This is a genomic window from Pseudomonas sp. GW821-FHT09E12 (genome assembly GCF_059416085.1).
Window position 1 is genome coordinate 416,617 of the sequence record NZ_JBWKOM010000003.1, and the last position, 25,281, is coordinate 441,897.

General features: G+C 63.6%; 24 protein-coding genes. 15 read left to right on the forward strand and 9 right to left on the reverse strand.

Translation table 11 applies throughout. The annotated features are described in order from the left end of the window. Position 1: 1 nt before the first annotated feature. The 6 genes from AC07PQ_RS10410 to AC07PQ_RS10435 all read right to left on the reverse strand — a co-directional run bounded on the left by AC07PQ_RS10410 (position 2) and on the right by AC07PQ_RS10435 (position 6,715). Entirely contained in the window at positions 2-829 is an 828-nt protein-coding gene (locus AC07PQ_RS10410; RefSeq protein ID WP_007928000.1) for an ABC transporter permease, read from the reverse strand. Further along, positions 819-1,766: an ABC transporter permease gene (locus AC07PQ_RS10415; protein ID WP_007927996.1), complete on the reverse strand. Its 948-nt coding sequence runs from the start codon at positions 1,764-1,766 to the stop codon at positions 819-821. The genes AC07PQ_RS10410 and AC07PQ_RS10415 overlap by 11 nt, the downstream gene beginning before the upstream one ends. A 1-nt stretch (position 1,767) precedes the next feature. Next, the gene (locus tag AC07PQ_RS10420) at positions 1,768-2,805 is read right to left on the reverse strand and encodes an ABC transporter ATP-binding protein (RefSeq protein WP_053259762.1); all 1,038 of its coding nucleotides are present in this window, start codon (positions 2,803-2,805) and stop codon (positions 1,768-1,770) included. 161 nt (positions 2,806-2,966) lie between these two features. Further along, entirely contained in the window at positions 2,967-4,118 is a 1,152-nt protein-coding gene (gene ydcS / locus AC07PQ_RS10425) for a putative ABC transporter substrate-binding protein YdcS (RefSeq protein ID WP_007927994.1), read from the reverse strand. A gap of 87 nt (positions 4,119-4,205) precedes the next feature. After that, positions 4,206-5,696, reverse strand: a complete 1,491-nt coding sequence (locus AC07PQ_RS10430; protein ID WP_493185459.1) for a gamma-aminobutyraldehyde dehydrogenase — start codon at positions 5,694-5,696, stop codon at positions 4,206-4,208. Positions 5,697-5,800: 104 nt separating this feature from the next. Continuing rightward, complete coding sequence (locus AC07PQ_RS10435; protein WP_493185460.1) at positions 5,801-6,715, reverse strand: LysR family transcriptional regulator; 915 nt, start codon at positions 6,713-6,715, stop codon at positions 5,801-5,803. A gap of 190 nt (positions 6,716-6,905) precedes the next feature. Here AC07PQ_RS10435 and AC07PQ_RS10440 point away from each other — a divergent pair, with 190 nt between their 5' ends. From AC07PQ_RS10440 to AC07PQ_RS10510, 15 genes are all read left to right on the forward strand, one after another. Continuing rightward, positions 6,906-7,631 carry a tellurite resistance TerB family protein gene (locus tag AC07PQ_RS10440; RefSeq protein ID WP_493185461.1) on the forward strand — a complete coding sequence of 242 codons (726 nt, stop codon included), beginning with the start codon at positions 6,906-6,908 and terminating at the stop codon, positions 7,629-7,631. Positions 7,632-7,863: 232 nt separating this feature from the next. Continuing rightward, positions 7,864-9,486 (forward strand): methyl-accepting chemotaxis protein, encoded by a 1,623-nt coding sequence (locus AC07PQ_RS10445; RefSeq protein WP_007927988.1) that lies wholly within the window; start codon positions 7,864-7,866, stop codon positions 9,484-9,486. Then, positions 9,486-10,022, forward strand: coding sequence for a chemotaxis protein CheW (locus AC07PQ_RS10450; protein ID WP_007927986.1), 537 nt, complete (start codon positions 9,486-9,488; stop codon positions 10,020-10,022). Before AC07PQ_RS10445 ends, AC07PQ_RS10450 begins: the two co-directional genes overlap by 1 nt. Beyond that, the gene (locus tag AC07PQ_RS10455) at positions 10,019-11,290 is read left to right on the forward strand and encodes a CheR family methyltransferase (protein WP_007927983.1); all 1,272 of its coding nucleotides are present in this window, start codon (positions 10,019-10,021) and stop codon (positions 11,288-11,290) included. Before AC07PQ_RS10450 ends, AC07PQ_RS10455 begins: the two co-directional genes overlap by 4 nt. Further along, the gene (locus tag AC07PQ_RS10460; RefSeq protein ID WP_101336940.1) at positions 11,287-11,967 is read left to right on the forward strand and encodes a chemotaxis protein CheW; all 681 of its coding nucleotides are present in this window, start codon (positions 11,287-11,289) and stop codon (positions 11,965-11,967) included. Before AC07PQ_RS10455 ends, AC07PQ_RS10460 begins: the two co-directional genes overlap by 4 nt. After that, entirely contained in the window at positions 11,964-14,300 is a 2,337-nt protein-coding gene (locus tag AC07PQ_RS10465; protein ID WP_007927980.1) for a hybrid sensor histidine kinase/response regulator, read from the forward strand. Before AC07PQ_RS10460 ends, AC07PQ_RS10465 begins: the two co-directional genes overlap by 4 nt. After that, positions 14,297-15,310, forward strand: coding sequence for a chemotaxis response regulator protein-glutamate methylesterase (locus AC07PQ_RS10470; protein WP_493185462.1), 1,014 nt, complete (start codon positions 14,297-14,299; stop codon positions 15,308-15,310). The genes AC07PQ_RS10465 and AC07PQ_RS10470 overlap by 4 nt, the downstream gene beginning before the upstream one ends. Before the next feature lie 48 nt (positions 15,311-15,358). Beyond that, the gene (locus AC07PQ_RS10475) at positions 15,359-16,360 is read left to right on the forward strand and encodes a response regulator (RefSeq protein WP_007927977.1); all 1,002 of its coding nucleotides are present in this window, start codon (positions 15,359-15,361) and stop codon (positions 16,358-16,360) included. 108 nt (positions 16,361-16,468) lie between these two features. Further along, positions 16,469-17,564 (forward strand): peptide chain release factor 2 gene (prfB, locus tag AC07PQ_RS10480; RefSeq protein ID WP_097136878.1). Its coding sequence is split into 2 segments (ribosomal slippage): positions 16,469-16,540 and positions 16,542-17,564, totalling 1,095 coding nucleotides; the frame shifts between segments, so codons are not numbered across the junction. Between the two features lie 110 nt (positions 17,565-17,674). Beyond that, positions 17,675-19,174 (forward strand): lysine--tRNA ligase, encoded by a 1,500-nt coding sequence (gene lysS, locus AC07PQ_RS10485; protein WP_007927975.1) that lies wholly within the window; start codon positions 17,675-17,677, stop codon positions 19,172-19,174. A 101-nt stretch (positions 19,175-19,275) separates the two neighbouring features. Continuing rightward, on the forward strand, positions 19,276-19,992 hold the full coding sequence (locus tag AC07PQ_RS10490) for a TetR/AcrR family transcriptional regulator (RefSeq protein ID WP_007927974.1): 717 nt from the start codon (positions 19,276-19,278) through the stop codon (positions 19,990-19,992). A gap of 63 nt (positions 19,993-20,055) precedes the next feature. Next, positions 20,056-20,601, forward strand: coding sequence for a hypothetical protein (locus AC07PQ_RS10495; RefSeq protein ID WP_007927972.1), 546 nt, complete (start codon positions 20,056-20,058; stop codon positions 20,599-20,601). Between the two features lie 33 nt (positions 20,602-20,634). Next, positions 20,635-21,912: a flavohemoglobin expression-modulating QEGLA motif protein gene (locus AC07PQ_RS10500; RefSeq protein ID WP_007927969.1), complete on the forward strand. Its 1,278-nt coding sequence runs from the start codon at positions 20,635-20,637 to the stop codon at positions 21,910-21,912. Positions 21,913-22,030: 118 nt separating this feature from the next. Next, positions 22,031-22,948, forward strand: coding sequence for an alpha/beta hydrolase (locus AC07PQ_RS10505; RefSeq protein WP_101336942.1), 918 nt, complete (start codon positions 22,031-22,033; stop codon positions 22,946-22,948). Then, positions 22,945-23,271 carry a PA3694 family proteiin gene (locus AC07PQ_RS10510; protein WP_007927965.1) on the forward strand — a complete coding sequence of 109 codons (327 nt, stop codon included), beginning with the start codon at positions 22,945-22,947 and terminating at the stop codon, positions 23,269-23,271. The genes AC07PQ_RS10505 and AC07PQ_RS10510 overlap by 4 nt, the downstream gene beginning before the upstream one ends. 108 nt (positions 23,272-23,379) lie before the next feature. On the opposite strand, the gene lptF is transcribed toward AC07PQ_RS10510, so the two are convergent. The 3 genes from lptF to AC07PQ_RS10525 form a co-directional block, all read right to left on the reverse strand. Beyond that, positions 23,380-24,168: a lipotoxin F family OmpA-related lipoprotein LptF gene (gene lptF / locus AC07PQ_RS10515; protein ID WP_493185463.1), complete on the reverse strand. Its 789-nt coding sequence runs from the start codon at positions 24,166-24,168 to the stop codon at positions 23,380-23,382. A gap of 53 nt (positions 24,169-24,221) precedes the next feature. Then, complete coding sequence (locus tag AC07PQ_RS10520; protein ID WP_007927961.1) at positions 24,222-24,635, reverse strand: DUF4398 domain-containing protein; 414 nt, start codon at positions 24,633-24,635, stop codon at positions 24,222-24,224. A 286-nt stretch (positions 24,636-24,921) separates the two neighbouring features. Beyond that, complete coding sequence (locus tag AC07PQ_RS10525; protein WP_007927959.1) at positions 24,922-25,266, reverse strand: hypothetical protein; 345 nt, start codon at positions 25,264-25,266, stop codon at positions 24,922-24,924. Between the last annotated feature and the right edge of the window lie 15 nt (positions 25,267-25,281).

Below are 25,281 nucleotides of genomic sequence, written 5' to 3' on the forward strand. Positions count from 1 at the left end.
TTTATTTGCCGCCGCTGCCCGCGACGCTTTCGCCGCCGCGGGTCAGGTAATAGGCGCCGAGGATCGGCAGCATGGTCACCAGCATCACCAGCATGGCGACGACGTTGGTCACCGGTACGTCCCGCGGCCGGCTGAGCTGGTTGAGCAGCCACAGCGGCAGGGTGCGTTCATGGCCGGCGGTGAAGGTGGTGACGATGATTTCGTCGAACGACAGGGCGAACGCCAGCATGCCGCCGGCCAGCAACGCCGAGCCGAGGTTCGGCAAGATGATGTAGCGGAAGGTCTGCCAGCCGTCGGCGCCCAGGTCCATCGAGGCTTCGATCAGGCTGTGGGAGGTACGGCGCAGGCGGGCGATCACGTTGTTGTAGACAATCACCACGCAGAAGGTCGCGTGGCCGACGATGATGGTGAACATCCCCGGTTCGATCCCCAATGTCTTGAAGGTCGCCAGCAGGGCGATGCCGGTGATGATCCCGGGCAGGGCGATGGGCAGGATCAGCATCAGCGAAATCCCCTGTTTGCCGAAGAAGTCCCGCCGGTACAACGCCGCCGAGGCCAGGGTGCCGAGGACCATGGCGATCAGGGTGGCGATGGCGGCGATCTGCAACGACAGCTTGATGGCCTCGAGTACGTCGGGGCGGGCGAAGGCCACGCTGAACCACTTCAGGGTGAAGCCCTGGGGCGGAAAGCTGAAGGCTGCGTCTTCGGTATTGAAGGCGTAGAGGAAGATGATCAGGATCGGGAAATGCAGGAACAGCAGCCCGCCCCACGCGGCAAGGCGCAGGCCCAACGAGGCTGGTTCTCCGTGCTTGGCTGAGTCAGAGCGCATCGAAGGCCCCCAGGCGTTTGACGATGGACAGGTAAATGGCGATCAGCACGATCGGCACCAGGGTGAAGGCGGCGGCCATCGGCATGTTGCCGATCGCCCCTTGCTGGGCGTAGACCATGCTGCCGACGAAGTAGCCGGGCGGGCCCACCAGCTGCGGCACGATAAAGTCGCCCAGGGTCAGGGAGAAGGTGAAGATCGAGCCGGCGGCGATGCCCGGCACCGACAGCGGCAGGATCACCTGCATGAAGGTCTGGCGCGGCTTGGCGCCGAGGTCGGCGGAGGCTTGCAGCAAGGACGGCGGCAGGCGTTCCAGGGAGGCCTGGATCGGCAGGATCATGAACGGCAGCCAGATGTAGACGAACACCATGAAGCGCCCCAGGTGTGAGGTTGACAGGGTGCTGCCGCCGACCCCGGGAATCCCGAGGATGAACTGCAGCAGCGGCTCCAGCCCCAGGTGCTGGACGAACCACTGGGCCACGCCGCCCTTGGCCAGCAGCAGGGTCCAGGCGTAGGCCTTGACGATGTAGCTGGCCCACATCGGCAGCATCACCGCGATGTAGAAGAACGCCTTGGTCTTGCCGCTGGTGTAGCGCGCCATGTAGTAGGCGATGGGGAAGGCGACCACGGCGCTGGCGAGCGATACGGCGATGGCCATGCTCAGGGTGCGCAGGATGATGTCGAAGTTCGACGGCTGGAACAGCGCGGCGAAATTGGCCAGGGTCAGGTCCGGGGTGACCGCCATGGTGAAGTCGTCGAAGGTGTAGAAGCCCTGCCAGAGCAGGATCAGCAAGGAGCCCAGGTAAATCGCGCCGAACCAGAGCAGCGGCGGTACCAGCAGCAGCGCCAGGTACAGGTTCGGCCGTCGGTACAGCAGGTTGGAAAAGCGCCGCAGCGGCGAGCCGCCGGGGCTTTGGGAAGTGATCGCCAGGGTGTTCATGTCACACCCCGCTCGCCAGGGTATCGGCCAGCGGGATCATCGCTGCGCGGGCCCAGCGCGCGCTGAGGCGTTGCCCGGTCTGGTGCTGGGCGCCGCTGTCCAGCCATTGGTCGTTGGCCCGGCTGATGCTGAGGGTCTGGCCGTTGTCCAGTTGCAGCTCGTAGCGGGTGGCGCTGCCCTGGTACTGGATATCGTGCAGCAGGCCGCTGACTTCAATCTCGTGGCTGGGCAGCGGGCCTTCGGCGAAACGCACATGTTCCGGGCGGATCGAGAAGGGCCGCTGGCTGCCGCTCAGGCGTTCGGCCAGCTCGCCGCGAATCACGTTGGAGGTGCCGACGAACTCGGCGACGAAGGTGGTGGCCGGTTTCATGTACAGGTTGCGCGGGCTGTCGACCTGCTCGATGCGGCCCTTGTTGAACACCGCCACGCGGTCGGACATCGACAGGGCTTCGGTCTGGTCGTGGGTGACGAAGATGAAGGTGATGCCGAGCTGGCGCTGCAGCTTCTTCAGTTCGCCTTGCATCTGTTCGCGCAGTTTCAGGTCCAGCGCCCCCAGGGGTTCGTCCAGCAGCAGGACCCGCGGCCGATTGACCAGCGCCCGGGCCAGGGCCACGCGCTGGCGCTGGCCGCCGGACAGCTGCACCGGCTTGCGCTCGCCGTAGCCTTGCAGGGCGACCATGGCCAGGGCCTCTTCGGCGCGCTTGAGGCGTTCGGCCTTGGCGACGCCTTTGACTTTCAGGCCGTAGGCCACGTTGTCGCGCACGTTCATATGGGGAAACAGCGCGTAATCCTGGAACACGGTGTTGACGTCGCGCTGATAGGGCGGCAACCCGGTGGCTTCGGCCCCGTGGATGTGGATCGAGCCGGCGCTCGGCTGTTCGAAACCGGCGATCAGGCGCAGGCAGGTGGTCTTGCCCGAGCCGGAAGGGCCGAGCATGGAAAAGAACTCGCCGTCCTGGATATCGATGGACACCCGGTCAACGGCCTTCACCTCGCCAAACTGCCGGGAAACGTTGGTGAACTGGACTGCAAGCGTCATGGTGCGGTGCTCCGGGAAAGCGCGGAATCAGGTTTGGCGAAGAGCGCAGGAACCTGTAGCCGCTGCCGAAGGCTGCGATCGACCCCGAAGGGGGCGCAGGATCTTGAGATCGCTGAAGGCCTTCGGCCTTATCGCAGCCTGCGGCAGCGGCTACAGGGAACTCACCTGCCGCCCATGATTGCGATGTAATCCTGGGTCCAGCGGCTGTACGGCACGAACTTGCCGCCCTCGGCCTGCGGGGTTTTCCAGAAGGCGATCTTGTCGAACTGGTCGAAGCCGTTGGTCTTGCAGCCCTCGGCGCCCAGCAGTTGGCTTTCCTGGCAGGCCGCCGGCACGGCTGGCAGCGAGCCGAACCAGGCAGCGACATCGCCCTGGACCTTCGGCGTGAGCGACCAGTCCATCCACTTGTAGGCACAGTTGGGATGCTTGGCCTCGCTGTGCAGCATGGTGGTGTCGGCCCAGCCGGTGGCCCCTTCCTTGGGAATGGTCGAGGCGATTGGCTGTTTCTCGTTGATCAGGCCGTTGACCTGATACGGCCAGGAGCTGGCGGCGACCACGCCTTCGTTCTTGAAGTCGCTCATCTGTACCGTGGTGTCGTGCCAGTAGCGGTGGATCAGCGGTTGCTGGGCGCGCAGCAGGTCGAGCACCGCCTTGTACTGGGCCTCGGTCAGTTCGTAGGGATTCTGGATCCCCAGTTCCGGTTTCGTGCTCTTGAGGTACAACGCGGCATCGGCGATGTAGATCGGCCCGTCATAGGCCTGCACGCGGCCCTTGTTGGGCTTGCCGTCCGGCAGGTTCTGCGCATCGAACAGCACGCTCCAGCTGGTCGGTGCCTGCTTGAAGACGGTGGTGTTGTACATCAGCACGTTCGGGCCCCACTGGTAGGGCGTGCCGTAGGTCTGCTTGTCGACCACGTACCAGGGCGCGTCCTTGAGGCGCGGGTCGAGGTTTTTCCAGTTGGGAATCAGCGCGGTGTTGATCGGCTGCACGCGCTTGCCGACGATCAGCCGCAGGGAGGCGTCGCCGGACGCGGTGACCAGGTCGTAGCCGCCCTTGGCCATCAGGCTGACCATCTCGTCGGAGGTGCCCGCGGTCTTGACGTTGACCTTGCAACCGGTCTCCTTCTCAAAGCCGGTGACCCAGTCGTAGTTCTTGTCGCTCTCGCCACGTTCGATGTAGCCGGGCCAGGCCACGATATCCAGCTGGCCTTCGCCGGCACCGACGGCCTTGAGCGGTTCGGCGGCCTGGAGGCTGGCGCTGGCCAGCAGGGCGGTGGTGATTGCACTGAGCAGTGCGGTCTTGTGCACGAACATGGGGAAACCCTCTTCTTCAAATTATGGTCGGGGCAGTTGTGAACGTGGTGGAGCGCGCCCTAAGGGCTTGTTATTAGCTTAGTGCCGTTATTCCAGGTCATTGCCGTGGCGGGCCATGATGTGCCGCACCACGCTGTAGTCCTGCAGCGAATCGCTGGACAGGTCCTTGCCGTAACCGGAGCGTTTCAAGCCGCCGTGGGGCATTTCGCTGGCCAGCATGAAATGGCTGTTGATCCAGGTGCAGCCATATTGCAGGCGGGCCGCCACCTGCATGGCCTTGTCCAGGTTCTGGGTCCAGACCGATGAGGCCAGGCCGTATTCCGAGTCGTTGGCCCAGTCCACTGCCTGCGCCAGCTCGTCGAAACGGGTGACGGTGACCACCGGGCCGAACACTTCGCGCTGGACGATTTCATCCTGCTGCCGACAGCCGGCCAGCAGGGTCGGCTGGTAATAGAAGCCGGCGCCCGAATGCACCGCCGCGCCGGTCACCCGTTCGATATGCGGTTGGCCCAGGGCGCGTTCGACGAAGCTGGCCACGCGGTCGCGCTGGCGAGTGCTGATCAGCGGGCCGATCTCGTTGTCGGTATCGCGCTTGCCGGCGAACCGCAGGCTGCTCACGGCGGCGCCCAGTTCGGCCACCAGACGGTCATGGATCCCGCCCTGGGCATAGATCCGGCAGGCCGCGGTGCAGTCCTGCCCGGCGTTGTAATAGCCGTAGTTGCGCACACCCTCGACCACGGCCTGCAGGTCGGCGTCGTTGCAGACGATCACCGGGGCCTTGCCGCCCAGTTCCAGGTGCGTGCGTTTCAGGGTTTTCGAGGCGGCCTGGAGGATCTTCTGCCCGGTGACGATATCGCCGGTCAGCGACACCATGCGTACCTTGGGGTGGCTGACCAGGTGGCTGCCCACGCCTTCGCCACCGCCGCAGACAATGTTCAGCACGCCGCGCGGCAGCAGTTCGGCCAGGGTCGGCGCCAGGGCCAGGATCGACAGCGGGGTATGCTCCGACGGCTTGAACACCAGGGTATTGCCGGCGGCCAGGGCCGGAGCGATCTTCCAGGCGGCCATCATGATCGGGTAGTTCCACGGCGCGATCGACGCCACCACGCCGATAGGGTCGCGCCGCACCATGCTGGTGTAGCCCGGCAGGTACTCGCCGGCGAGCTGGCCGGTCTGGCAGCGCACGGCGCCGGCAAAAAAACGGAACACGTCGACGGTGGCGCCCAGATCGTCCTGGCGCGCCAGGTGCAGCGGCTTGCCGCAGTTCAGCGATTCCAGGCGGGCCAGGTGGTCGGCCTGCTTTTCCACGGCATCGGCAATCGCCAGGAGGATGTTCGAGCGTTGCTGGGGCGTGGTGCGCGACCAGTCGGTAAAGGCGCGGTGGGCGGCGAGGATCGCGCCTTCCACCTGTTCGCTGCTGGCCTCGGCGATCCGGGTCAGCACTTCGCCGGTGGCCGGGTTGAGGATAGGTTCGACAAGCCCCTGGCCGGCGACCAATTCGCCATCGATCAACAAAGCGGTGGACAACGGAGTCTGCGCGCCAGCCATTTTCCGGGTTCTCTTTTCTTGTATGGCCATGGTGCTCTCCAGTGACGGAGGCCCGGCCCTCTCTGGACGGATGATCAGAGACTAGTGGCGGGGCCGGTACTCGACAAATACCAAATACTGAATGCAGCGTTCGATTAAATAGATGGCTTGCGCCCGCCGTGGGGCTGTTCACGAGCCACGGTCAGGAACGGGTCGACCGGCGCCGGGCGCGCCGTGCCCCGGCGCCATGCCAGGCCGACATCGAGGGTCTGGCTGAGGTCGGCGATGGGCCGGGCCTCGATGATGTCGCCCTCCAGCGACCAGGGGCGATAGGTCATGTCCGGCTGGATCGACACCCCAAGCCCGGCCGCCACCAGGCTGCGCACCGCTTCCGTGGAGGCGGTGCGCAAGGTGATGCGCGGTTGCAGGCCGGCGCCGGACCACAGGCGCTGGGCATTGCGGTCCATTTCATCGACGTTGAGCTGGATCAGCGGCTCGCGAGCGACATCCGCCAGGCTGATGCTGTCGTGTTCCAGCAGCGGGTGCTGGGCGGGCAGCCACAGGCGGTGGGGGGAGTGGGTCAGCACTTCGGTCTGCAGGGCGTGGCGGTCCTCGAGATTGGAGAGGATCAACACCCCGACGTCGATTTCGCCGCTGACCAGCAAGTGCTCGATGTAGGGGCGCTCATCCTCCATCACGCGGATTTCCACATTGGGGTAGGCGCGCTGGAAACGCGTGAGCAAGTCCGCCAGGTAGTAACCGGCGACCAGGCTGGTCACGCCGACGATCAACTGGCCGGCCACCTGGTCGGTGCTCTGTTGCAGGCTGCGCTTGGCATTGTCGACCGTGGCCAGGATCAGGTGCGCCTGGCGCAGGAACTGGTGGCCCTGGTGAGTCAGGGTCATGCCCTTGGCGTGGCGGTTGAACAGGCTGACGCCGATTTCCTGTTCGAGCTGCTGGATCGCCAGGGTCAGGGTCGACTGGGAAATGAACACCGCCTGGGCGGCGGACGAGATCGAGCCGGTCTCGGCCACGGCGATGAAGTGACGGATCTGGCGCAAGGTCATCATGGGCAATCACCGGTCAAGCGATTTTATCGATTTTTTCGAGTGTATATCTTTTTAATCGAAGGGCTGCCCAGGCATACGACCGAGCCTGGCGAAGCAACATCTGGAAGCACACTCGAGCCCAGGATCGGGGCACTTCGATCTAGGCTGGTGGCCTTATTGATTCGATCAACTCAAGTTGCTGGAGGTTTGGATGAACACCCGTGGATTGCTCGATCAACTGCTCAAGTCTGGCCAGGACCTGTTGCAGAACAAGACCGGGGCGCAGCAGAACAAGACATCCGCTGCCGACAAGGGCGCGCTGGGCGGGTTGCTCGGTGGCGGTTCGGGCGGGCTCGGCAGCCTGTTGTCCGGCGCTGGCGGCGGGGCGTTGGCGGCCGGCGCCATGGGCCTGCTGCTGGGCAATAAAAAAGCCCGCAAATTCGGCGGCAAGGCGTTGACCTATGGCGGTCTGGCGGCGTTGGGCGTGATCGCCTACAAGGCCTACGGCAACTGGCAGGCGCAGCAGGCCGGCGCGCCGAAAAGCGAGCCGCAGACCCTCGACCGCCTGCCCGCGCAACAGGTCGAACAACACAGCCAGGCGATCCTCAAGGCGCTGGTGGCCGCGGCCAAGGCCGATGGTCATATCGACGAGCGCGAGCGCGCCCTGATCGAAGGTGAGTTCACCCGGCTGGACAACGATCAGGAGCTGCAGCACTGGCTGCACGCCGAACTCAACAAACCCCTGGACCCGGCGGATGTGGCGCGTGCCGCCGGCAGCCCGGAAATGGCCGCCGAAATGTACGTCGCCAGCGTGATGCTGGTGGACGAGGAAAACTTCATGGAAAAGGCCTATCTGGATGAGTTGGCGCGTCAACTCAAGCTGGAGCCGGGGTTGAAACTCGAACTGGAAAAACAGGTGCGCCAGGCCAATCTTTGACGCCAGTCGGGCGTGCGCTGGAGAAAGCTTCGCACGCCCTCTTTGATGGCAGAAATGCCCTCTGCTTATGCCGGATCATCACTGGCGGCGCTCGAGTCATCTGGCGGAAAGTAGCCCTCCAGAGCGGACCCTGCCTTTCGCTCTGAGTGAGACGTGGTGCGCAATACGCTGATAAATGATGGCACGCCCTCGGCTATACTCCCCACCATTTGAATGGCCCCGAGGACTGACTGTGAAGAACTGGACGTTGCGCCAACGCATTTTGGCGAGCTTTGCGGTGATTATCACCATCATGCTGCTGATGGTCATAGCCTCGTACTCCCGTTTGTTGAAGATCGAGGCCGGCGAAGACCGCATGCGCTCCGATGCCATTCCCGGGGTCTATTTCAGTTCGATGGTCCGCGGCGCCTGGGTCGACAGCTACCTGCACACCCAGGAAATCATCGGCTTGAAGGAAGGCCAGGGCATCAGTTCCCAGGATGCGGCGGACTTCAAGAACTTCGAGCAGCGCCTGCAGCAACACCTGAGCAGCTATAAAAACACCATCACCACCCGCCAGGACCAGAGCGAATTCGAGGCGTTCGAGAAACAGCACCAGGAATTCATCAAGATCCAGGCCGCCGTCCTCGACCTGCATGTGCAAAACAAGGAAGACGAGGCGGTGCGCCTGTTCAATGAACAGCTGACCCCGACCTGGGTGGCTGGCCGGATAAAGCTCAACGACATCATCGACGAGAACAAAGGAGTCGCCGATTCGGCCGCCTCGCAGATCGACGATGCGGTGGCCGCGGCCAAAGTCACCATGGGCGTTTCCCTGCTGGTGGCGGTGCTGGCGGCGGGCCTGTGCGGCCTGTTGCTGATGCGCGCGATCATGGCGCCGATGAACCGTATCGTGAAAATCCTCGACGTCATGCGCACGGGCGATCTGACCAGCCGCCTGAACCTGGAGCGCAAGGACGAATTCGGCGCCGTGGAAACCGGCTTCAACGACATGATGACCGAGCTCAACTCCCTGGTGTCCCAGGCGCAGCGCTCCTCGGTCCAGGTCACCACCTCGGTCACCGAGATCGCCGCCACCTCCAAGCAGCAACAGGCGACCGCCACCGAGACCGCGGCGACCACCACCGAGATCGGCGCTACTTCCCGAGAGATCGCCGCGACTTCCCGGGACTTGGTGCGCACCATGACCGAAGTCTCCACCGCCGCCGACCAGGCGTCGGTGCTGGCCGGTTCCGGCCAGCAAGGCCTGGCGCGCATGGAAGAAACCATGCATTCGGTGATGGGCGCGGCCGACCTGGTCAACGCCAAGCTGGCGATCCTCAATGAGAAGGCCGGCAACATCAACCAGGTGGTGGTGACCATCGTCAAGGTCGCCGACCAGACCAACCTGCTGTCGCTCAACGCCGCGATCGAAGCCGAGAAAGCCGGCGAGTACGGGCGCGGCTTTTCCGTGGTGGCCACTGAAGTGCGGCGCCTGGCGGACCAGACCGCGGTCGCCACCTACGATATCGAGCAAATGGTCCGGGAGATCCAGTCGGCGGTATCGGCCGGGGTCATGGGCATGGACAAGTTCTCCGAAGAAGTGCGCCGCGGCATGGCCGAGGTGCAGCAGGTCGGCGAGCAGTTGTCGCAGATCATCCATCAGGTCCAGGCCCTGGCGCCGCGGGTGTTGATGGTCAACGAGGGTATGCAGGCCCAGGCCACCGGTGCCGAGCAGATCAACCACGCCCTGGTGCAACTGGGCGATGCCAGCAGCCAGACCGTCGAGTCGCTGCGCCAGGCCAGTTTCGCCATCGATGAACTGAGCCAGGTGGCGGTGGGGCTGCGCAGCGGCGTCTCGCGTTTCAAAGTCTGATGAACGAGCTCGCAGCGAAAGGCGGCGCAGGGACGGCGACGAAAGACGCGCTGTTCCTGGTGTTCCGCATCGGTACCGAACGTTACGCCTTGCAGGCCATCGAGGTGGTCGAGGTATTGCCGCGCCTGCAACTCAAGCCGATTCCCCGGGCGCCGTCCTGGGTGGCCGGGGTCTTCGCCCATCGCGGCGCGGTGGTGCCGGTGCTCGACCTGAGTGCCCTGACCTTTGGCGAGCCGGCGCAGGAGCGCACCAGCACCCGCCTGGTGCTGGTGCATTACCGCCCGCAGACGGCACAGCCCGCGCAGTTGCTGGGGCTGATCCTCGAGCAGGCCACTGACACCCTGCGTTGCAACCCGCAGGACTTCAAGGCCTACGGCCTGGATAACCGCAATGCGCCGTACCTGGGCCCGGTCTACGAAGACGCCCAGGGCCTGCTGCAATGGGTGCGTGTCGACGATCTGTTGGATGCCGAGGTGCGTGCGCTGCTGTTTCCCTCGCCGCCGCTGGATCCGGCGTTGCTCGGGGAGTCGTCATGAGCAGCGACCAGCGATTTTTCGATTTTCTCAAGGAGCGCATCGGCCTCGATGTGGCCTCGGTGGGCCCGGCGATCATCGAGCGCGCGGTGCGCCAGCGCAGCATCGCCCAGCAGGCGCCCAGCGCCGACCATTACTGGCAGACCCTGCAAGGCTCGCGGGATGAACAACAGGCCCTGATCGAAGCGGTGATCGTTCCGGAAACCTGGTTTTTCCGTTACCCGGAATCCTTTGCGACCCTGGCCAAACTCGCGCGCTCGCGGCTTGCCGAACTCAAGGGCATGCGCGCCTTGCGCATCCTCAGCCTGCCGTGTTCCACCGGCGAGGAGCCGTACTCGATTGCCATGGCCCTGTTCGATGCCGGGCTGGCCCCTCATCAGTTCAAGGTCGAAGGGTTCGATGTCAGCCCGCTATCGGTCGAGCGGGCCAGGCAGGCGGTGTATGGCAAGAACTCCTTTCGCGGCCAGCACAGCGATTTTCGCGAACGGCATTTCACCGCCGAAGATGAGCGCTACAGCCTCAGCGAGCGGGTGCGCGAGCAGGTGCGCCTGCAGGTCGGCAATCTGCTGGACCCGACCTTGCTGGCCAATGAGCCGCCCTACGATTTTGTCTTCTGTCGCAACCTGCTGATCTATTTCGATCAGCCGACCCAGCGTCAGGTGTTCGAAGTGCTCAAGCGCCTGACGCATGTCGACGGCGTGCTGTTCATCGGCCCGGCCGAAGGCAGCCTGTTGGGCCGCCTGGGTATGCGCTCGATCGGCATTGCCCAGTCCTTTGCCTTCAGCCGGCATAACGAACCCGAGCCCACGCCGGCACCGGCCTTCGTGCCGAGCGCATTGCCGGCGCGCCAGCCGGTGCGCGGCATCGCGCCGCCCGTGCGCAGCCGGCCGTTTTCCAGTGTGGTGGCGAGCCAGCGCCCCGCGCCGACCAGGCCGGCCAGCGATGCCACGACGTTGCTGGCGAGCATCGCGGCCCTGGCCAACGAAGGCAAAAGCGCCGAGGCCCGGGTGGCTTGCGAGCATTACCTGGACACCCACGAGCCGGTGGCGCAGGTGTTCTATTGGCTGGGGCTGCTCAGCGACGTGGCGGGCAGCGCCCTGGAAGCCCAGGGTTTCTATCGCAAGGCCCTGTACCTGGATCCGCAGCACGCCGAAGCGCTGGCGCACCTGGCCGCCTTGCTGGCTTCCCAGGGAGACGTTGCCGGTGCCCGTCGATTGCAGGAGCGCGCGGCCCGCAGCGGCCGTGCAGCAGACAGTGAGCGTAAATCATGAGCGGCTCTGTTTCGTTAAACGTGACCCACGAAGATGCGCAGGCTATCGACGATTGCTGGAACCGTATCGGTATCCACGGCGACAAGAGTTGCCCGTTGCTGGCCGGGCATGTGCATTGCCGCAATTGCTCGGTGTATTCCGCCGCGGCCACCCGCTTGCTCGACCGCTATGCGTTGCAGCAGGAGCGCCATGAGCAAGCGGTCGAGGCCGATACGGATGTCGTCACCCGTTCGTTATTGATGTTCCGCCTGGGCGAGGAATGGCTGGGCATTGCCACCCGTTGCCTGGTGGAAGTGGCGCCGCTGCAGCCGATCCATTCCTTGCCGCACCAGCGCTCGCGAGCCTTGCTGGGCGTGGCGAATGTGCGTGGTGCGCTGGTGGCGTGCCTGTCGTTGGTGGAGCTGCTGGGGCTGGACTCCACCAGCACGGTCGTGTCGGGGGCGCGGGTGATTCCGCGGATGCTGATCATCGCCGCCCAGGGCGGCCCGGTGGTGGTGCCGGTGGACGAGGTGGAGGGCATCCATGCCATCGACGAGCGTACCCTGGACGCCGCCGCGGTTTCCGGCCAGCAGGCCAGTGCCAAGTACACCCGTGGCGTCCTGCAATGGAAGGGCCGCAGCCTGCGTTGGCTGGATGAAGAGCAGTTGCTGTCCGCCGTGACCCGGAGCCTGACATGACCCCCGATCAAATGCGCGACGCCTCGCTACTCGAACTCTTCAGCCTGGAAGCCGAAGCCCAGACCCAGGTGCTCAGTGCCGGCCTGCTGGCGCTGGAGCGCAATCCGACCCAGGCCGACCAGCTGGAAGCCTGCATGCGCGCCGCCCACTCGCTCAAGGGCGCGGCGCGGATCGTCGGGGTCGACGCCGGGGTCAGCGTGGCCCATGTGATGGAAGATTGCCTGGTCAGCGCCCAGGAAGGGCGGCTGTACCTGCGTCCCGAACATATCGATGCGCTGCTGCAGGGCACCGATTTCCTGATGCGCATCGCCACGCCGGGCAGCGAGGTCAGTGAGCAGGACATTGCCGCCTACGTGGCGCTCATGGAGCAGTTGGTCAGCTCGCCGGGCGCGGCGCCTGCGGGCGTTGTCCTGCCCCGGATCGAGCCGCACCTGCCGCCCATGGCCGAGCTGCAAATGCAGGCTCCGCGGGTCGAACCCGAACCACAGGTCCCGCCGTTCGAGATGCCGCAGGAGGTATTGCAGGAAACGCTGCAAGAGACAGCCGCGGCGATTACGCACAAGGGCAAGAAGCTCGCCGAGGGGGGCGAACGGGTGTTGCGGGTCACGGCCGAACGCCTGAACAGCCTGCTCGACCTGTCGAGCAAGTCGCTGGTGGAAACCCAGCGCCTGAAGCCCTACCTGGCGGCTCTGCAGCGCCTCAAGCGCCTGCAGAGCAACGGCCTGCGCGCTTTGGAAAACCTCAATGGACATCTCAAGGAGCAGGTGCTGGGCCTGGAGGCCCTCGAAGCCCTGGAAGATGCGCGACGCCTGCTGGCGGAATCCCAGCAGGTGCTGACAGAGAAAACCGCCGAGCTGGATGAATTCGGCTGGCAGGCCAGCCAGCGCGCCCAGGTGCTCTACGACACCGCGCTGGCCTGTCGCATGCGGCCGTTCGCCGATGTGCTGGTGGGCCAGGTGCGGATGGTTCGCGACCTGGGGCGCAGCCTGGGCAAACAGGTTCGCCTGGAGGTCGAGGGCGAGAAGACCCAGGTCGATCGCGACGTGCTGGAAAAACTCGAGGCGCCGCTGACCCACCTGCTGCGCAACGCGGTCGATCACGGCATCGAAACGCCCGAACAGCGGTTGCTGGCGGGCAAGCCGGCCGAGGGCCTGATTCGCCTGCGCGCTTCCCACCAGGCCGGGCTGCTGGTGCTGGAACTGAGCGATGACGGTAATGGCGTCGACCTGGAACGGGTGCGCCAGAGCATCGTCGAGCGCCAGTTGTCCCCCGCCGAGACCGCTGCCCAGCTGAGCGAAGAAGAGCTGCTGACCTTCCTGTTCCTGCCGGGCTTCAGCCTGCGGGACAAGGTCACCGAGGTCTCCGGGCGCGGTGTCGGCCTGGACGCGGTGCAGCACATGGTGCGCCAGTTGCGTGGCGCGGTGCAGCTGGAGCAGGTGGCGGGGCAGGGCAGTCGTTTCCACCTCGAAGTGCCGCTGACCCTGTCGGTGGTGCGCAGCCTGGTGGTGGAGGTCGGCGAAGAGGCCTATGCCTTCCCGCTGGCGCATATCGAACGCATGTGCGATCTGGAGCCCGACGACATTGTCCAGCTGGAAGGACGCCAGCATTTCTGGCACGAAGGCCGCCACGTCGGCCTGGTCGCGGCCAGCCAGTTGCTGCAACGCCCGGCGGGGCAGAACAATGAATCCACGCTCAAGGTCGTGGTGATTCGCGAGCGCGACGCGGTCTACGGCGTGGCGGTCGAGCGTTTCATCGGCGAGCGGACCCTGGTGGTGCTGCCGCTGGACGACCGCCTGGGCAAGGTCCAGGACATTTCCGCCGGAGCCTTGCTCGATGACGGCTCGGTGGTGCTGATCGTCGACGTCGAGGACATGCTGCGTTCGGTGGACAAGCTGCTCAATACCGGCCGTCTGGAACGCATCGCCCGGCACAACCGCCATCAGGCCGAGACGGCGCGCAAGCGCATCCTGGTGGTCGACGACTCGCTCACCGTGCGTGAGCTGCAACGCAAGCTTTTGCTCAACCGTGGTTATGACGTAGCGGTCGCCGTCGACGGCATGGATGGCTGGAACGCCTTGCGTTCGGAAGACTTCGACCTGCTGATCACCGACATCGATATGCCCCGAATGGATGGGATTGAATTGGTCACACTCCTGCGCCGTGACAATCGCCTGCAGTCGTTGCCGGTGATGGTGGTTTCCTACAAGGATCGCGAAGAGGACCGGCGCCGTGGACTGGATGCCGGGGCCGACTATTATCTAGCCAAAGCCAGTTTCCATGATGACGCCCTGCTGGATGCGGTGGTGGAGCTGATTGGAGGAGCGCGGGCATGAAAATCGCGATCGTCAATGACATGCCCATGGCCGTGGAGGCCCTGCGCCGGGCCCTGGCCTTCGAACCCGCGCATGAAGTGGTGTGGGTCGCGACCAATGGCGCCGAGGCGGTTGAGTACTGCGCGCAGCTGACGCCCGACCTGATCCTGATGGACCTGATCATGCCGGTGATGGACGGCGTGGAGGCGACCCGCCGGATCATGGCCGAAACCCCTTGCGCTATCGTGATCGTCACGGTGGATCGCCAGCAGAACGTGCATCGGGTGTTCGAGGCCATGGGACATGGCGCGCTGGACGTGGTCGATACACCGGCCCTGGGGGCCGGCAATGCGCAGGAAGCGGCGGCGCCTTTACTGCGCAAGATCCTCAATATCGGCTGGCTGATCGGCCAGCAGCGCGGCAACCACGTGCGTTCGGCACCGGTGCCGATGCGCACCATGGCGCAACGCCAGGGCCTGGTGGCGATCGGCTCGTCCGCCGGTGGCCCGGCGGCGCTGGAAGTGTTGCTCAAGGGGCTGCCCGCCCATTTTCCGGCCGCCATCGTGCTGGTGCAGCACGTCGACCAGGTGTTTGCCGCAGGCATGGCCGAATGGCTGAGCAGCGCCTCCAGGCTCAAGGTGCGCCTGGCCCGCGAAGGTGAGCCACCGCAGAGCGGTACGGTACTGCTGGCCGGGACCAATCACCATATCCGGCTGTTGAAGAACGGCACCCTGGCCTACACCGCCGAGCCGGTAAACGAGATCTATCGGCCATCGATCGATGTGTTTTTTGAAAGTGTCGCCAGTTACTGGAATGGCGATGCGATCGGCGTACTGCTGACCGGCATGGGCCGCGATGGCGCCCAGGGCCTGAAACTGATGCGCGATCAGGGTTATCTGACCATCGCCCAGGACCAGGAGAGTAGTGCGGTGTATGGCATGCCCAAGGCGGCCGCTGCCATCGACGCTGCCGTAGAGATTCGCCCACTGGACAAGATCGCTCCACGATTGCTGGAGATATTTGCCAAATGACCGACAAACGCAGCTGTCCTGGCCAGGTAGCAACTCAGGTGACAACCCATGAATGATTTACAGCTCGACGATTTTAAAACCGATGAAAATGCTGCGATGGTGCTGCTGGTCGACGACCAGGCAATGATCGGTGAGGCTGTGCGGCGTGGGTTGGCGAATGAAGAAAACATCGACTTCCACTTTTGTGCCGACCCGCACCAGGCCATTGCCCAGGCGATCCGCATCAAGCCGACGGTGATCCTGCAGGACCTGGTGATGCCGGGCCTGGACGGGCTGACGTTGGTGCGCGAGTACCGCAACCACCCGGCGACCCAGAACATTCCGATCATCGTGCTTTCGACCAAGGAAGACCCGCTGATCAAGAGTGCGGCCTTCGCCGCCGGGGCCAACGATTACCTGGTCAAGCTGCCGGACAATATCGAACTGGTGGCGCGCATCCGTTACCACTCGCGCTCCTACATGACCCTGTTGCAGCGGGACGCGGCCTATCGCGCACTGCGGGTCAGCCAGCAGCAGCTGCTCGATACCAACCTGGTGCTGCAGCGCCTGATGAACTCCGATGGCCTGACCGGCCTGTCCAACCGCCGGCATTTCGACGAGTACCTGGAACTGGAGTGGCGCCGGGCAATGCGCGACCAGACCCAGTTGTCGCTGCTGATGATCGATGTCGATTACTTCAAGTCCTACAACGATAACTTCGGTCATCTGGAAGGCGATGAAGCCCTGCGCAAGGTGGCGACGGCAATCCGCGAAGCCAGCAGCCGACCGTCGGATCTGCCGGCGCGTTACGGCGGGGAGGAGTTTGCCCTGGTGCTGCCGAACACCTCGCCCGGCGGGGCGCGGCTGGTGGCCGAGAAACTGCGCCAGACCGTGGCCGCGCTGAAGATTCCGCATATCGCGCCGACCGAAGGGGCGAGCCTGACCATCAGCATCGGTCTGTCCACCATGACGCCGCAGCCGAGCACCAGTTGCCGGCAATTGATCTCGGCCGCCGACAAAGGCCTGTATCTGGCCAAGCACAATGGTCGCAATCAGGTGGGGATCGAGTGAAAAAAACCGCCACCGCGGGGGCCTAAAGCCGCCAGGCGGGCTGCCGCACCAGCTTGATTACGTTATACTCGCCGGCTTTCAAAAGTTCGCCAACGAGTGCTGCCTGCCATGGAAATCAACCCGATCCTTAACACTATCAAGGACCTGTCCGAGCGCTCCGAAACTATTCGGGGGTATCTTTGACTACGATCAAAAGCATGAGCGTCTGACCGAGGTCAACCGCGAGCTTGAAGATCCGAACGTCTGGAACAAGCCTGAATACGCCCAGGAACTGGGCCGCGAGCGCTCCGCGCTGGCACAGATCGTCGAGACCCTGGACGAGTTGTCCGGTGGCCTGGCCGATTGCCGCGATCTGCTGGAGATGGCCGTCGAAGAGAACGACGAAGGCGCGGTAGGCGATGTGGTCGCCGAACTGACCCGTCTCGACGAGGCCCTGGCCAAGCTGGAATTCCGTCGCATGTTCAGCGGCGAAATGGACATGAACAACGCCTACCTGGATATCCAGGCCGGCTCCGGCGGCACCGAAGCCCAGGACTGGGCCAACATCCTGCTGCGCATGTACCTGCGCTGGGCCTCCAAGCGTGGCTTCGACGCCACCATCATGGAACTGTCCGAAGGCGAAGTCGCCGGGATCAAGGGCGCCACCGTGCACATCAAGGGCGAGTACGCCTTTGGCTGGCTGCGCACCGAGATCGGCGTGCACCGCCTGGTACGCAAGAGCCCGTTCGACTCCGGCGCTCGCCGCCACACCTCGTTCTCGGCCGTATTCGTCTCGCCCGAAATCGACGACAAGGTGGAAATCGAGATCAACCCGGCGGACCTGCGCATCGACACCTATCGTTCCTCCGGTGCCGGTGGCCAGCACGTAAACACCACCGACTCGGCCGTGCGTATCACCCACGTACCGACCAACACCGTGGTCAGCTGCCAGAACGAACGTTCCCAGCACGCCAACAAGGACACCGCCATGAAGATGCTGCGGGCCAAGTTGTACGAGCAGGAAATGCAGAAGCGCAACGCCGCTTCCCAGGCGCTGGAAGACACCAAGTCCGACATCGGCTGGGGTCACCAGATCCGCTCCTACGTGCTCGATGCCTCGCGGATCAAGGATCTGCGTACCAACATCGAACGCAGTGACTGCGACAAGGTGCTCGACGGCGACATCGACGAATACCTGGTGGCCAGCCTGAAATCGGGGCTGTAAGCCGCGACACCCATGCCGCGGGCACGGCGCGCTTCTGTAGGAGCGAGGCTGGCCCGCGATCCCTTGCCACAGGCAAGGGGCAACGTACCTGTGATGGAAAATTTAAAGACATGAGCGACCTACAACTCGACCAGGCCCTGCAACAGGAAGAAAACACCCTGATCGCCCTGCGCAAGGAAAAGCTTGCTGCCGAGCGCGCCAAGGGCAATGCCTTCCCGAACGACTTCCGCCGCGACAACTACTGCAACGACCTGCAGAAGCAATACGCGGACAAGACCAAGGAAGAGCTGGCCGAGGCTGCAATCCCGGTCAAGGTTGCCGGTCGCATCATGCTCAACCGTGGCTCGTTCATGGTGATCCAGGACATGACCGGGCGGATCCAGGTCTACGTCAACCGCAAGACCCTGCCGGAAGAAACCCTGGACGCGGTCAAGACCTGGGACCTGGGCGACATCATCGCCGCCGAAGGCACCCTGGCCCGTTCCGGCAAGGGCGACCTGTACGTCGAGATGACCCAGGTACGCCTGCTGACCAAGTCGCTGCGTCCGCTGCCGGACAAGCACCACGGCCTGACCGACACCGAGCAGCGCTATCGCCAGCGCTACGTCGACCTGATCGTCAACGAAGACGTACGCGAAACCTTCCGCGTGCGTTCGCAAGTCATCGCCCATATCCGCAGCTTCCTGATGAAGCGTGATTTCCTGGAAGTGGAAACGCCGATGCTGCAGACCATTCCCGGCGGTGCGGCGGCCAAGCCGTTCGAGACCCACCACAACGCCCTGGACATGGAAATGTTCCTGCGTATCGCCCCGGAGCTGTATCTCAAGCGCCTGGTGGTCGGTGGCTTCGAGAAAGTGTTCGAGATCAACCGCAACTTCCGTAACGAAGGCGTTTCGACCCGGCACAACCCTGAATTCACCATGTTGGAGTTCTACCAGGCCTACGCCGACTACGAAGACAACATGGACCTGACCGAAGAACTGTTCCGCGAACTGGCGCAACTGGTCCTGGGCAGCACCGACGTGCCGTACGGCGACAAGGTGTTCCACTTCGGCGAGCCGTTCGCCCGCCTGTCGGTGTTCGACTCGATCCTCAAGTACAACCCCGAGCTGACCTTTGAGGACCTGAACGACATCGACAAGGCTCGCGCTATCGCCAAGAAGGCCGGTGCCAAGGTGCTCGGCTTCGAAGGCCTGGGCAAGCTGCAGGTGATGATTTTCGAAGAACTGGTCGAGCACAAGCTGGAGCAGCCGCACTTCATCACCCAGTACCCGTTCGAAGTCTCGCCGCTGGCCCGTCGCAACGACGAGAACCCGAACGTGACCGACCGTTTCGAGCTGTTCATCGGTGGCCGCGAAATCGCCAACGCCTACTCCGAGTTGAACGACGCGGAAGACCAGGCCGAGCGTTTCATGGCCCAGGTGGCCGACAAGGACGCCGGTGACGACGAAGCCATGCACTACGATGCCGACTTCGTTCGCGCCCTGGAGTACGGCATGCCGCCGACCGCCGGTGAAGGTATCGGCATCGACCGCCTGGTGATGCTGCTGACCAACTCCCCGTCGATCCGCGACGTGATCCTGTTCCCGCACATGCGGCCGCAAGCGTAAATATGTTGAATAAAAAGCCGCCGCTAACAGGCGGCTTTTTATTGTCTGTGTGGCACTGACGTACTGCTTTTTTCATTTTTTATGTGAGAGGAATACCTGTCGTGAACCGTGCAATTGCTCAAGAAGGTGCAGCTGGCATCGCCACTGCGGTCGCTGAAAGTGTTCAGTACCAGGGCCGCAAGGCCAGCCGACAGGGCAGTGAGCAACGTCGCCAGGATATTCTCGACGCGGCCATGCGCATCGTCGTGCGCGATGGCGTGCGCGCCGTGCGCCATCGCGCGGTCGCCGCCGAAGCCGGTGTGCCGCTGTCGGCCACCACCTACTACTTCAAGGATATCGATGACCTGCTCACCGATACCTTTGCCCAATACGTCGAGCGCAGCGCCGCCTTCATGGCCAAGCTGTGGGCCAACAACGAGGGTTTGCTGCGGGAGATGGTCGCCTATGGCGACGGCAGCCCGCAGTCCCGTGCGCAACTGGCCGATGACATTGCCCGCCTGACCGCCGATTACGTGCAGCGCCAACTGCACAACCGCCGCGAGCATCTGATGGCCGAGCAGGCGTTTCGCCAGGAAGCGCTGCTCAACCCGCGCCTGGCGTTGCTGGTGCGTTCCCACCAGCAGATCCTGCTGCAGGGCACCTGCCAGTTTTTCCAGGTATTGGGTTCCCGCGAGCCGCAACAGGATGCCAAAGTGTTGACGTCTATAATCGGACGGATGGAATATCAGGGCCTGCTCAACGGAGCAGAGCCTCTGGCCGACGAGGACATGCTGGGCATTCTGACCCGGTACATGCACCTGGTATTGGCCTCGGTGTGATCCGCCCGCCCGAACGCAGGCTGCGCTAGCGGCTACGGGTCGACTGCTGATAGGGAGTGTTGAATGAAAGCCTGGCGCGTTGTGATCGCCTTGTCGTTCCTGCTGCTCAGCGGCTGCCTGGTGTCCTTCAAGGAACCCTTGCCGGCCGACCAGGCTGCGCCCGCGGCGTTGCTCGGCAAATGGACCAGCAAGAATGCCTGGGGCGAACCGCTCACCCTGCAGATGAGCCGTATCGGCAACAACCGCTACAAGGCCGTCACTTCCGTCAAGGCCAAGCCGCAGCAGCACGATACTTACGAGTTCACCGTTTCCCGCCACGGCAGCCGCTGGTATCTCTCGGCGGCGGTGCCCCAGGCGTTCGGTGGGCACTTCACCATCGCCGGTTTCGAGTTGACCGACGAACACGAGCTGGTGCTCTACCAGCTCGATCTCGAGCAGATCAATCAGGCCCGCGGGCAGAACGCCCTGCGGGGCGAACCGTTCGACACCAAGGACGGCGAGGGCGTGCTGATCGACAGCGCGCTGCCACAGGTTTTCGCCTATCTGGACGATCCCGCCAACTCCGACGTGTTCGTCGAGGCGGCGCGCTTCCAGCGGGCAGGCAAGTAAACGCAGTACAGACGTTTTAATGGGAGTTTTGGGGTGGACGATTACCAGCAGACGATACGCACCTTGTCCGATCGCATTGTGCTGGCACAGACGCCGATCCGCGTACTGGATGCGGTGAAGTGGGATGACAACATCCGCAAAGGTTTCCTCAAGGCCAATGGCAAGGAAATGCCGGCGGTGGACCGCGCCTATTACGAAGGCCGGCCGCTGTCTTTCGACTCCAGCGCGGTGAAACTGGAGTTCCAGAACATCGAACGTGACATCACCCGGCAACTGGGCCAGTTCAACCCGGTGGGGCAGATCATGCGGCGCATGTGCAAGGAGTACCGCATGGTGGTGCGGATGCTCGAGGCCCGTGGCACCGAGGACTTCGGGCTGATTTCCCAGGAACTCTACGGCGCGGCCTCCGACGCCTTTCATGCCGGCGACCCGACCCTGGCCGACCTGGGCCTGATGCTCTCGGATTACCTGAACAACATCGACGGCCGTGGCGATCTCAAGGACGAACCCAAGACCCTGAGCGCCAAGGAAGCGGTGAACCTGCTGCAAAGCCGGCTGAACAAGGTGTTCGGCGAGGCCGAGGAAACCATCCGGGTCTTCGAGTCCGATGGCATAGTCGCGGACGCGGCGGCCGGCGCCGACTACATCAAGATCCGCGCCGACGCGCTGTTCAACGATCGCGATGTGCGCGCCCTGGAAGTCCACGAAGGCCTGGTCCACGTGGGCACAACCCTCAACGGCCTGAACCAGCCGATCTGCACCTTCCTGTCCAAGGGCCCGCCCTCGTCGACCGTGACCCAGGAAGGCCTGGCGATCCTGATGGAGATCATTACCTTCGCCTCCTACCCGAGCCGTCTGCGCAAGCTGACCAACCGCACTCGCGCCATTCACATGGTGGAGGAGGGCGCGGACTTCCTGCAGGTGTTCGAGTTCTTTCGCGAGCAGGGTTTCGAAATGGCCGAAAGTTATGGCAATGCCAGCCGGGTGTTCCGCGGTTCGGTGCCGACGGGCCTGCCATTCACCAAAGACTTGTCCTATCTCAAGGGCTTCATCATGGTTTACAACTACATTCAGTTGGCCGTGCGCAAGGGCAAGCTCGAGCAGATACCTTTGCTGTTCTGCGGCAAGACCACCCTGGAAGACATGCGGACCCTGCGCCAGTTGGTCGACGAAGGCCTGGTGGTGCCGCCCAAGTACCTGCCGGACCAGTTCCGCGACATGAACGCGCTGTCGGCCTGGATGTGCTTCTCCAACTTCCTCAATCACCTGAGCCTGGACCGGATCGAGGCGGATTACTCGAACATCCTGTAACCACCCCCTGTGTAGGAGCGAGCTTGCTCGCGATGGCGATGTGCCTGACACCACGTATCGCGAGCAAGCTCGCTCCTACAGGGGGCGTTTTTCACCCTCGGCATAAGGCTTCAAACGGATGCGAGTCCTCGGCATTGTCTGCCTGCTGCTGACCCTGAGCGGTTGCAGCTCGCTGCTGTTCTATCCCGAGCGGGGCCTGCCGTTCACCCCGGACAAGGCCCGGCTCGACTACCGCGACGTCACCCTGACCGCCGCCGACGGTACGCGCTTGCACGGCTGGTGGCTGCCGGCCAAGGCCGGGGTGCCGGTCAAGGGCACGGTGCTGCACCTGCACGGCAATGGCGGCAACCTGTCCGGGCACCTCGGTGGCAGCTGGTGGTTGCCGGAGCAGGGCTACCAGGTGCTGCTGGTGGACTACCGTGGCTACGGGGTGTCGCAAGGCAAACCGAGCCTGCCGGCGATCTACCAGGATGTCGACGCAGCCTTCCAGTGGCTGGACCGGGCGCCCGAGGTCCAGGGCAAGCCGCTGATCGTCCTGGGCCAGAGCCTGGGCGGCGCCCTGGCCATCCATTATCTGGTGGAGCAGCATCCGGAACGCCAGCGCCAGCTCAAGGCCATTGTCTTCGACGGGGTACCGGCCAGTTACCGCGAGGTGGGCCGTTTTGCCCTGAGCACGTCCTGGATGACCTGGCCGTTCCAGGTGCCGCTGTCGTGGCTGGTGCCCGATGGCGACAGTGCGATCAAGGCCATGGCGCGCCTGGATGGCGTGCCCAAGCTGATCTACCACAGCATCGACGATTCCCTCGTACCGCTTTCCAACGGCATCCGTCTGTATCAAGCTGCGCCCCCGCCCAGGGTGCTGCAACTGACCCGAGGCGGTCATGTGCAGACCTTCGCCGACCCGGTCTGGCGCCAGGTGATGTTGCGTTACCTTGAGGACCCGCAGCACTTCAACGGCCTGCGCCGCCTGGGCGAAATCCCCAATTACCCCACACCTTTGAATCCAGTCGTAGAACCTCCAGAGAGTCCGCAATGAGCGAAGAACGTAACGCCATCCCCCTGATCATCACCGGTATCTGCAGCATCATCGGCACCGTGGCGTGCCTGTGGTACTACGGCTACCTGCATTTCGCCAAGCCGGAGGATGCGTTGCTGCTCAACGATTTCACCATGCTCAAGACCGTGCCCGGCGAAGACTACAAGGTGTCCCTGGAGCCGGCGGCCGAGGTGGCGCAATGCATCGATGGCGTGCTGGTGCTGTTCGACACCGAGCAGAAGGGGCTGACGGGCGTGCTGATCAACAACAAGAAACGCGCCGTGCGCTGCATGGGCCAGGAAACCCCGAAGCTGGAGCAGTGACCGCTCGGCATGCCAGCGCAAGCCGCGATCCGGTTGCCGGATAAAAAAGCCCCGCCGATCAAGGCGGGGCTTTTTATTGGGTGTGCGGTTTATCGCGCGAGGCCGGGCTTAGTTGGCGCTGATGGCCGAACGTGGCGCGACCGGCTGGTTGTCGTTGGAAATGGTCACTTCCACGCGACGGTTCATGGCACGTCCGGAAACACTGCCGTTGTCGGCAACCGGATATTCCTTGCCATAACCCTGGGCGACGATGCGTGCCGGATCGACACCCATCTTGATCAGGGCGACCTGTACCGAAGTGGCGCGACGCTCGGACAGCGACTGGTTGTAGGCCGCGCTACCGGTGCTGTCGGTGTAGCCTTCGACTATCACTTTGCGGTCAGGGTTGTCGCGCAGGAACTGCGCCAGCTTGTTGATGTTGACCAGGCCGCTGGACTTCAGGTCGGCCTTGTTGGTGGCGAACAGCACGTCACCGAAGGTCACCAGCGTACCGCGGTCGGTCTGCTTGGCGTTGAGGCTCGATTGCAGTTGCTTGATCTGCGCGTCACGGGCATCCAGAAGCGCCTTGGCGCGCTGGTCGCCGGCGTCCTTGAGCTGGGTTTCCGCGGTGTGCAGGGCGATGGTCTGCTTGGCCACTTCAATCCGCTGGTTGGTCAGGTAGGCCAGTTGGTCGACCTTCTTTTCGTCCTCCTTGTTCAGGTAGGCCTTGTCGGCCTTGTCCAGCCATTCGCTGGCGTCCTTGGTCTCCAGGGCCGCCACCTTGGTGGCCTGCGGGTTGGCCTGCAGGGCCGAGTAGTTGGTTCGGGCGTTTTCCAGGTTGGCGTTAGGCGGGGTGGAGCATGCCGCCAGCGCTACGCTCAGGGCCAACAGGGCAGGGATCATCAGTTGTTTACGCATAATGGTTTCGTCCTTTTATCGATTGCGAATACGTGGGAATCGGCGCCCGCGGCTCATTGCACGCTGCGCATGCCTTCCTGACGTAGTTCCTGAACGCCTTTCTGAGAGTCCTTCAATGCCTGTTCGGCCTTGGCTGCCTGAGCCTTGCGCTCGGCGACGCGGGCGTCCCATTCGGCCTGCTCGGCCAGACGCCGGGCTTCGTCGTAGTTCTTGTCGTGCATGGCGAGCTCGGCTTGCTTGAGCTTGTCCTGAGCCGATTTCATTTCCACCGCGGCAAATTCGGTACCGCCTGCGCTGACTGCGCTGTTGACCGCAGATTGCGTCACCGCGTATTGCTCGCTTGGCGGATTACCGGCGCAACCGGCCAGGACCAGGCTGCTACCGAGAGCCAGCGCGGCCAGTTTCAGCCCGCGCAGAGAGGTTGACGAGGATTTGGCAGTGCTGATCTTCATGGTCTTCAACTCCATTGGATAACTCCTGAAAAACATCAAAATCCATCCCGGTTCCGACGCCGTAACGCTGAGTGACGACAAGGCTGGGGGCGTTGAAAATGAAACGGCCGTTCCAGTGATGGTTATTGGCTGTGACCCGAGGCTTTTTTGAATAGTTCAGAGAAGATGGCCTATCGCCCGGAAGTTTCCTGACTCTGTGGACAAGGCTCTAAATAAGGAACTTTTGCCGTGCGCAGGGGTACTCCTGACCCGATCCGGGGTCAGGAATAACGCTCTTATCGGTGAGAAATGCAGGCGTGGATCAGTGTTTCTGCTCGTCTGCCTGAGCCGACAGATCGTGCAGATAACGCCGCGACAGGGCGAGAAAACGCGGGGTAGGGCCGATGTCTTCGTAGAGTGGATCGCCTTCTTCGTCGGTGGCGACCACATGCTGGCCTTGGACATAAGGGAAGCTGGTTTCGAGTTCCTCCAGGGCGGCCCCGATCAGCTCGCCGAGCAGTTCCTCGGTCCGGCGTTTGGGGTACATCTCGGAAATTGCCGCCAGGCGTGCGGCGGCTTCGACATCCAGATAGATCGTGTAGCCGGTCTGGGTCAGGCGACCCTTGGCGTTTTCTTCCCAGTGTTGCGCGAGCTCACGGATTTTCATGGCAACCTCAATGAA

Excerpts from the sequence above, each read along its gene's own strand:
- AC07PQ_RS10505 (WP_101336942.1), top strand. The coding sequence starts at position 22,031 with ATGCGAGTCCTCGGCATTGTCTGCCTGCTGCTGACCCTGAGCGGTTGC.
- AC07PQ_RS10510 (WP_007927965.1), top strand. The coding sequence starts at position 22,945 with ATGAGCGAAGAACGTAACGCCATCCCCCTGATCATCACCGGTATCTGC.
- AC07PQ_RS10520 (WP_007927961.1), bottom strand. The coding sequence starts at position 24,635 with ATGGAGTTGAAGACCATGAAGATCAGCACTGCCAAATCCTCGTCAACC.
- AC07PQ_RS10460 (WP_101336940.1), top strand. The coding sequence starts at position 11,287 with ATGAGCGGCTCTGTTTCGTTAAACGTGACCCACGAAGATGCGCAGGCT.
- AC07PQ_RS10410 (WP_007928000.1), bottom strand. The coding sequence starts at position 829 with ATGCGCTCTGACTCAGCCAAGCACGGAGAACCAGCCTCGTTGGGCCTG.
- AC07PQ_RS10495 (WP_007927972.1), top strand. The coding sequence starts at position 20,056 with ATGAAAGCCTGGCGCGTTGTGATCGCCTTGTCGTTCCTGCTGCTCAGC.
- lptF (WP_493185463.1), bottom strand. The coding sequence starts at position 24,168 with ATGCGTAAACAACTGATGATCCCTGCCCTGTTGGCCCTGAGCGTAGCG.
- AC07PQ_RS10465 (WP_007927980.1), top strand. The coding sequence starts at position 11,964 with ATGACCCCCGATCAAATGCGCGACGCCTCGCTACTCGAACTCTTCAGC.
- AC07PQ_RS10430 (WP_493185459.1), bottom strand. The coding sequence starts at position 5,696 with ATGGCCATACAAGAAAAGAGAACCCGGAAAATGGCTGGCGCGCAGACT.
- AC07PQ_RS10455 (WP_007927983.1), top strand. The coding sequence starts at position 10,019 with ATGAGCAGCGACCAGCGATTTTTCGATTTTCTCAAGGAGCGCATCGGC.
- ydcS (WP_007927994.1), bottom strand. The coding sequence starts at position 4,118 with ATGTTCGTGCACAAGACCGCACTGCTCAGTGCAATCACCACCGCCCTG.
- AC07PQ_RS10420 (WP_053259762.1), bottom strand. The coding sequence starts at position 2,805 with ATGACGCTTGCAGTCCAGTTCACCAACGTTTCCCGGCAGTTTGGCGAG.
- AC07PQ_RS10435 (WP_493185460.1), bottom strand. The coding sequence starts at position 6,715 with ATGATGACCTTGCGCCAGATCCGTCACTTCATCGCCGTGGCCGAGACC.
- AC07PQ_RS10450 (WP_007927986.1), top strand. The coding sequence starts at position 9,486 with ATGAACGAGCTCGCAGCGAAAGGCGGCGCAGGGACGGCGACGAAAGAC.
- AC07PQ_RS10440 (WP_493185461.1), top strand. The coding sequence starts at position 6,906 with ATGAACACCCGTGGATTGCTCGATCAACTGCTCAAGTCTGGCCAGGAC.
- AC07PQ_RS10525 (WP_007927959.1), bottom strand. The coding sequence starts at position 25,266 with ATGAAAATCCGTGAGCTCGCGCAACACTGGGAAGAAAACGCCAAGGGT.
- AC07PQ_RS10470 (WP_493185462.1), top strand. The coding sequence starts at position 14,297 with ATGAAAATCGCGATCGTCAATGACATGCCCATGGCCGTGGAGGCCCTG.
- lysS (WP_007927975.1), top strand. The coding sequence starts at position 17,675 with ATGAGCGACCTACAACTCGACCAGGCCCTGCAACAGGAAGAAAACACC.
- AC07PQ_RS10475 (WP_007927977.1), top strand. The coding sequence starts at position 15,359 with ATGAATGATTTACAGCTCGACGATTTTAAAACCGATGAAAATGCTGCG.
- AC07PQ_RS10415 (WP_007927996.1), bottom strand. The coding sequence starts at position 1,766 with ATGAACACCCTGGCGATCACTTCCCAAAGCCCCGGCGGCTCGCCGCTG.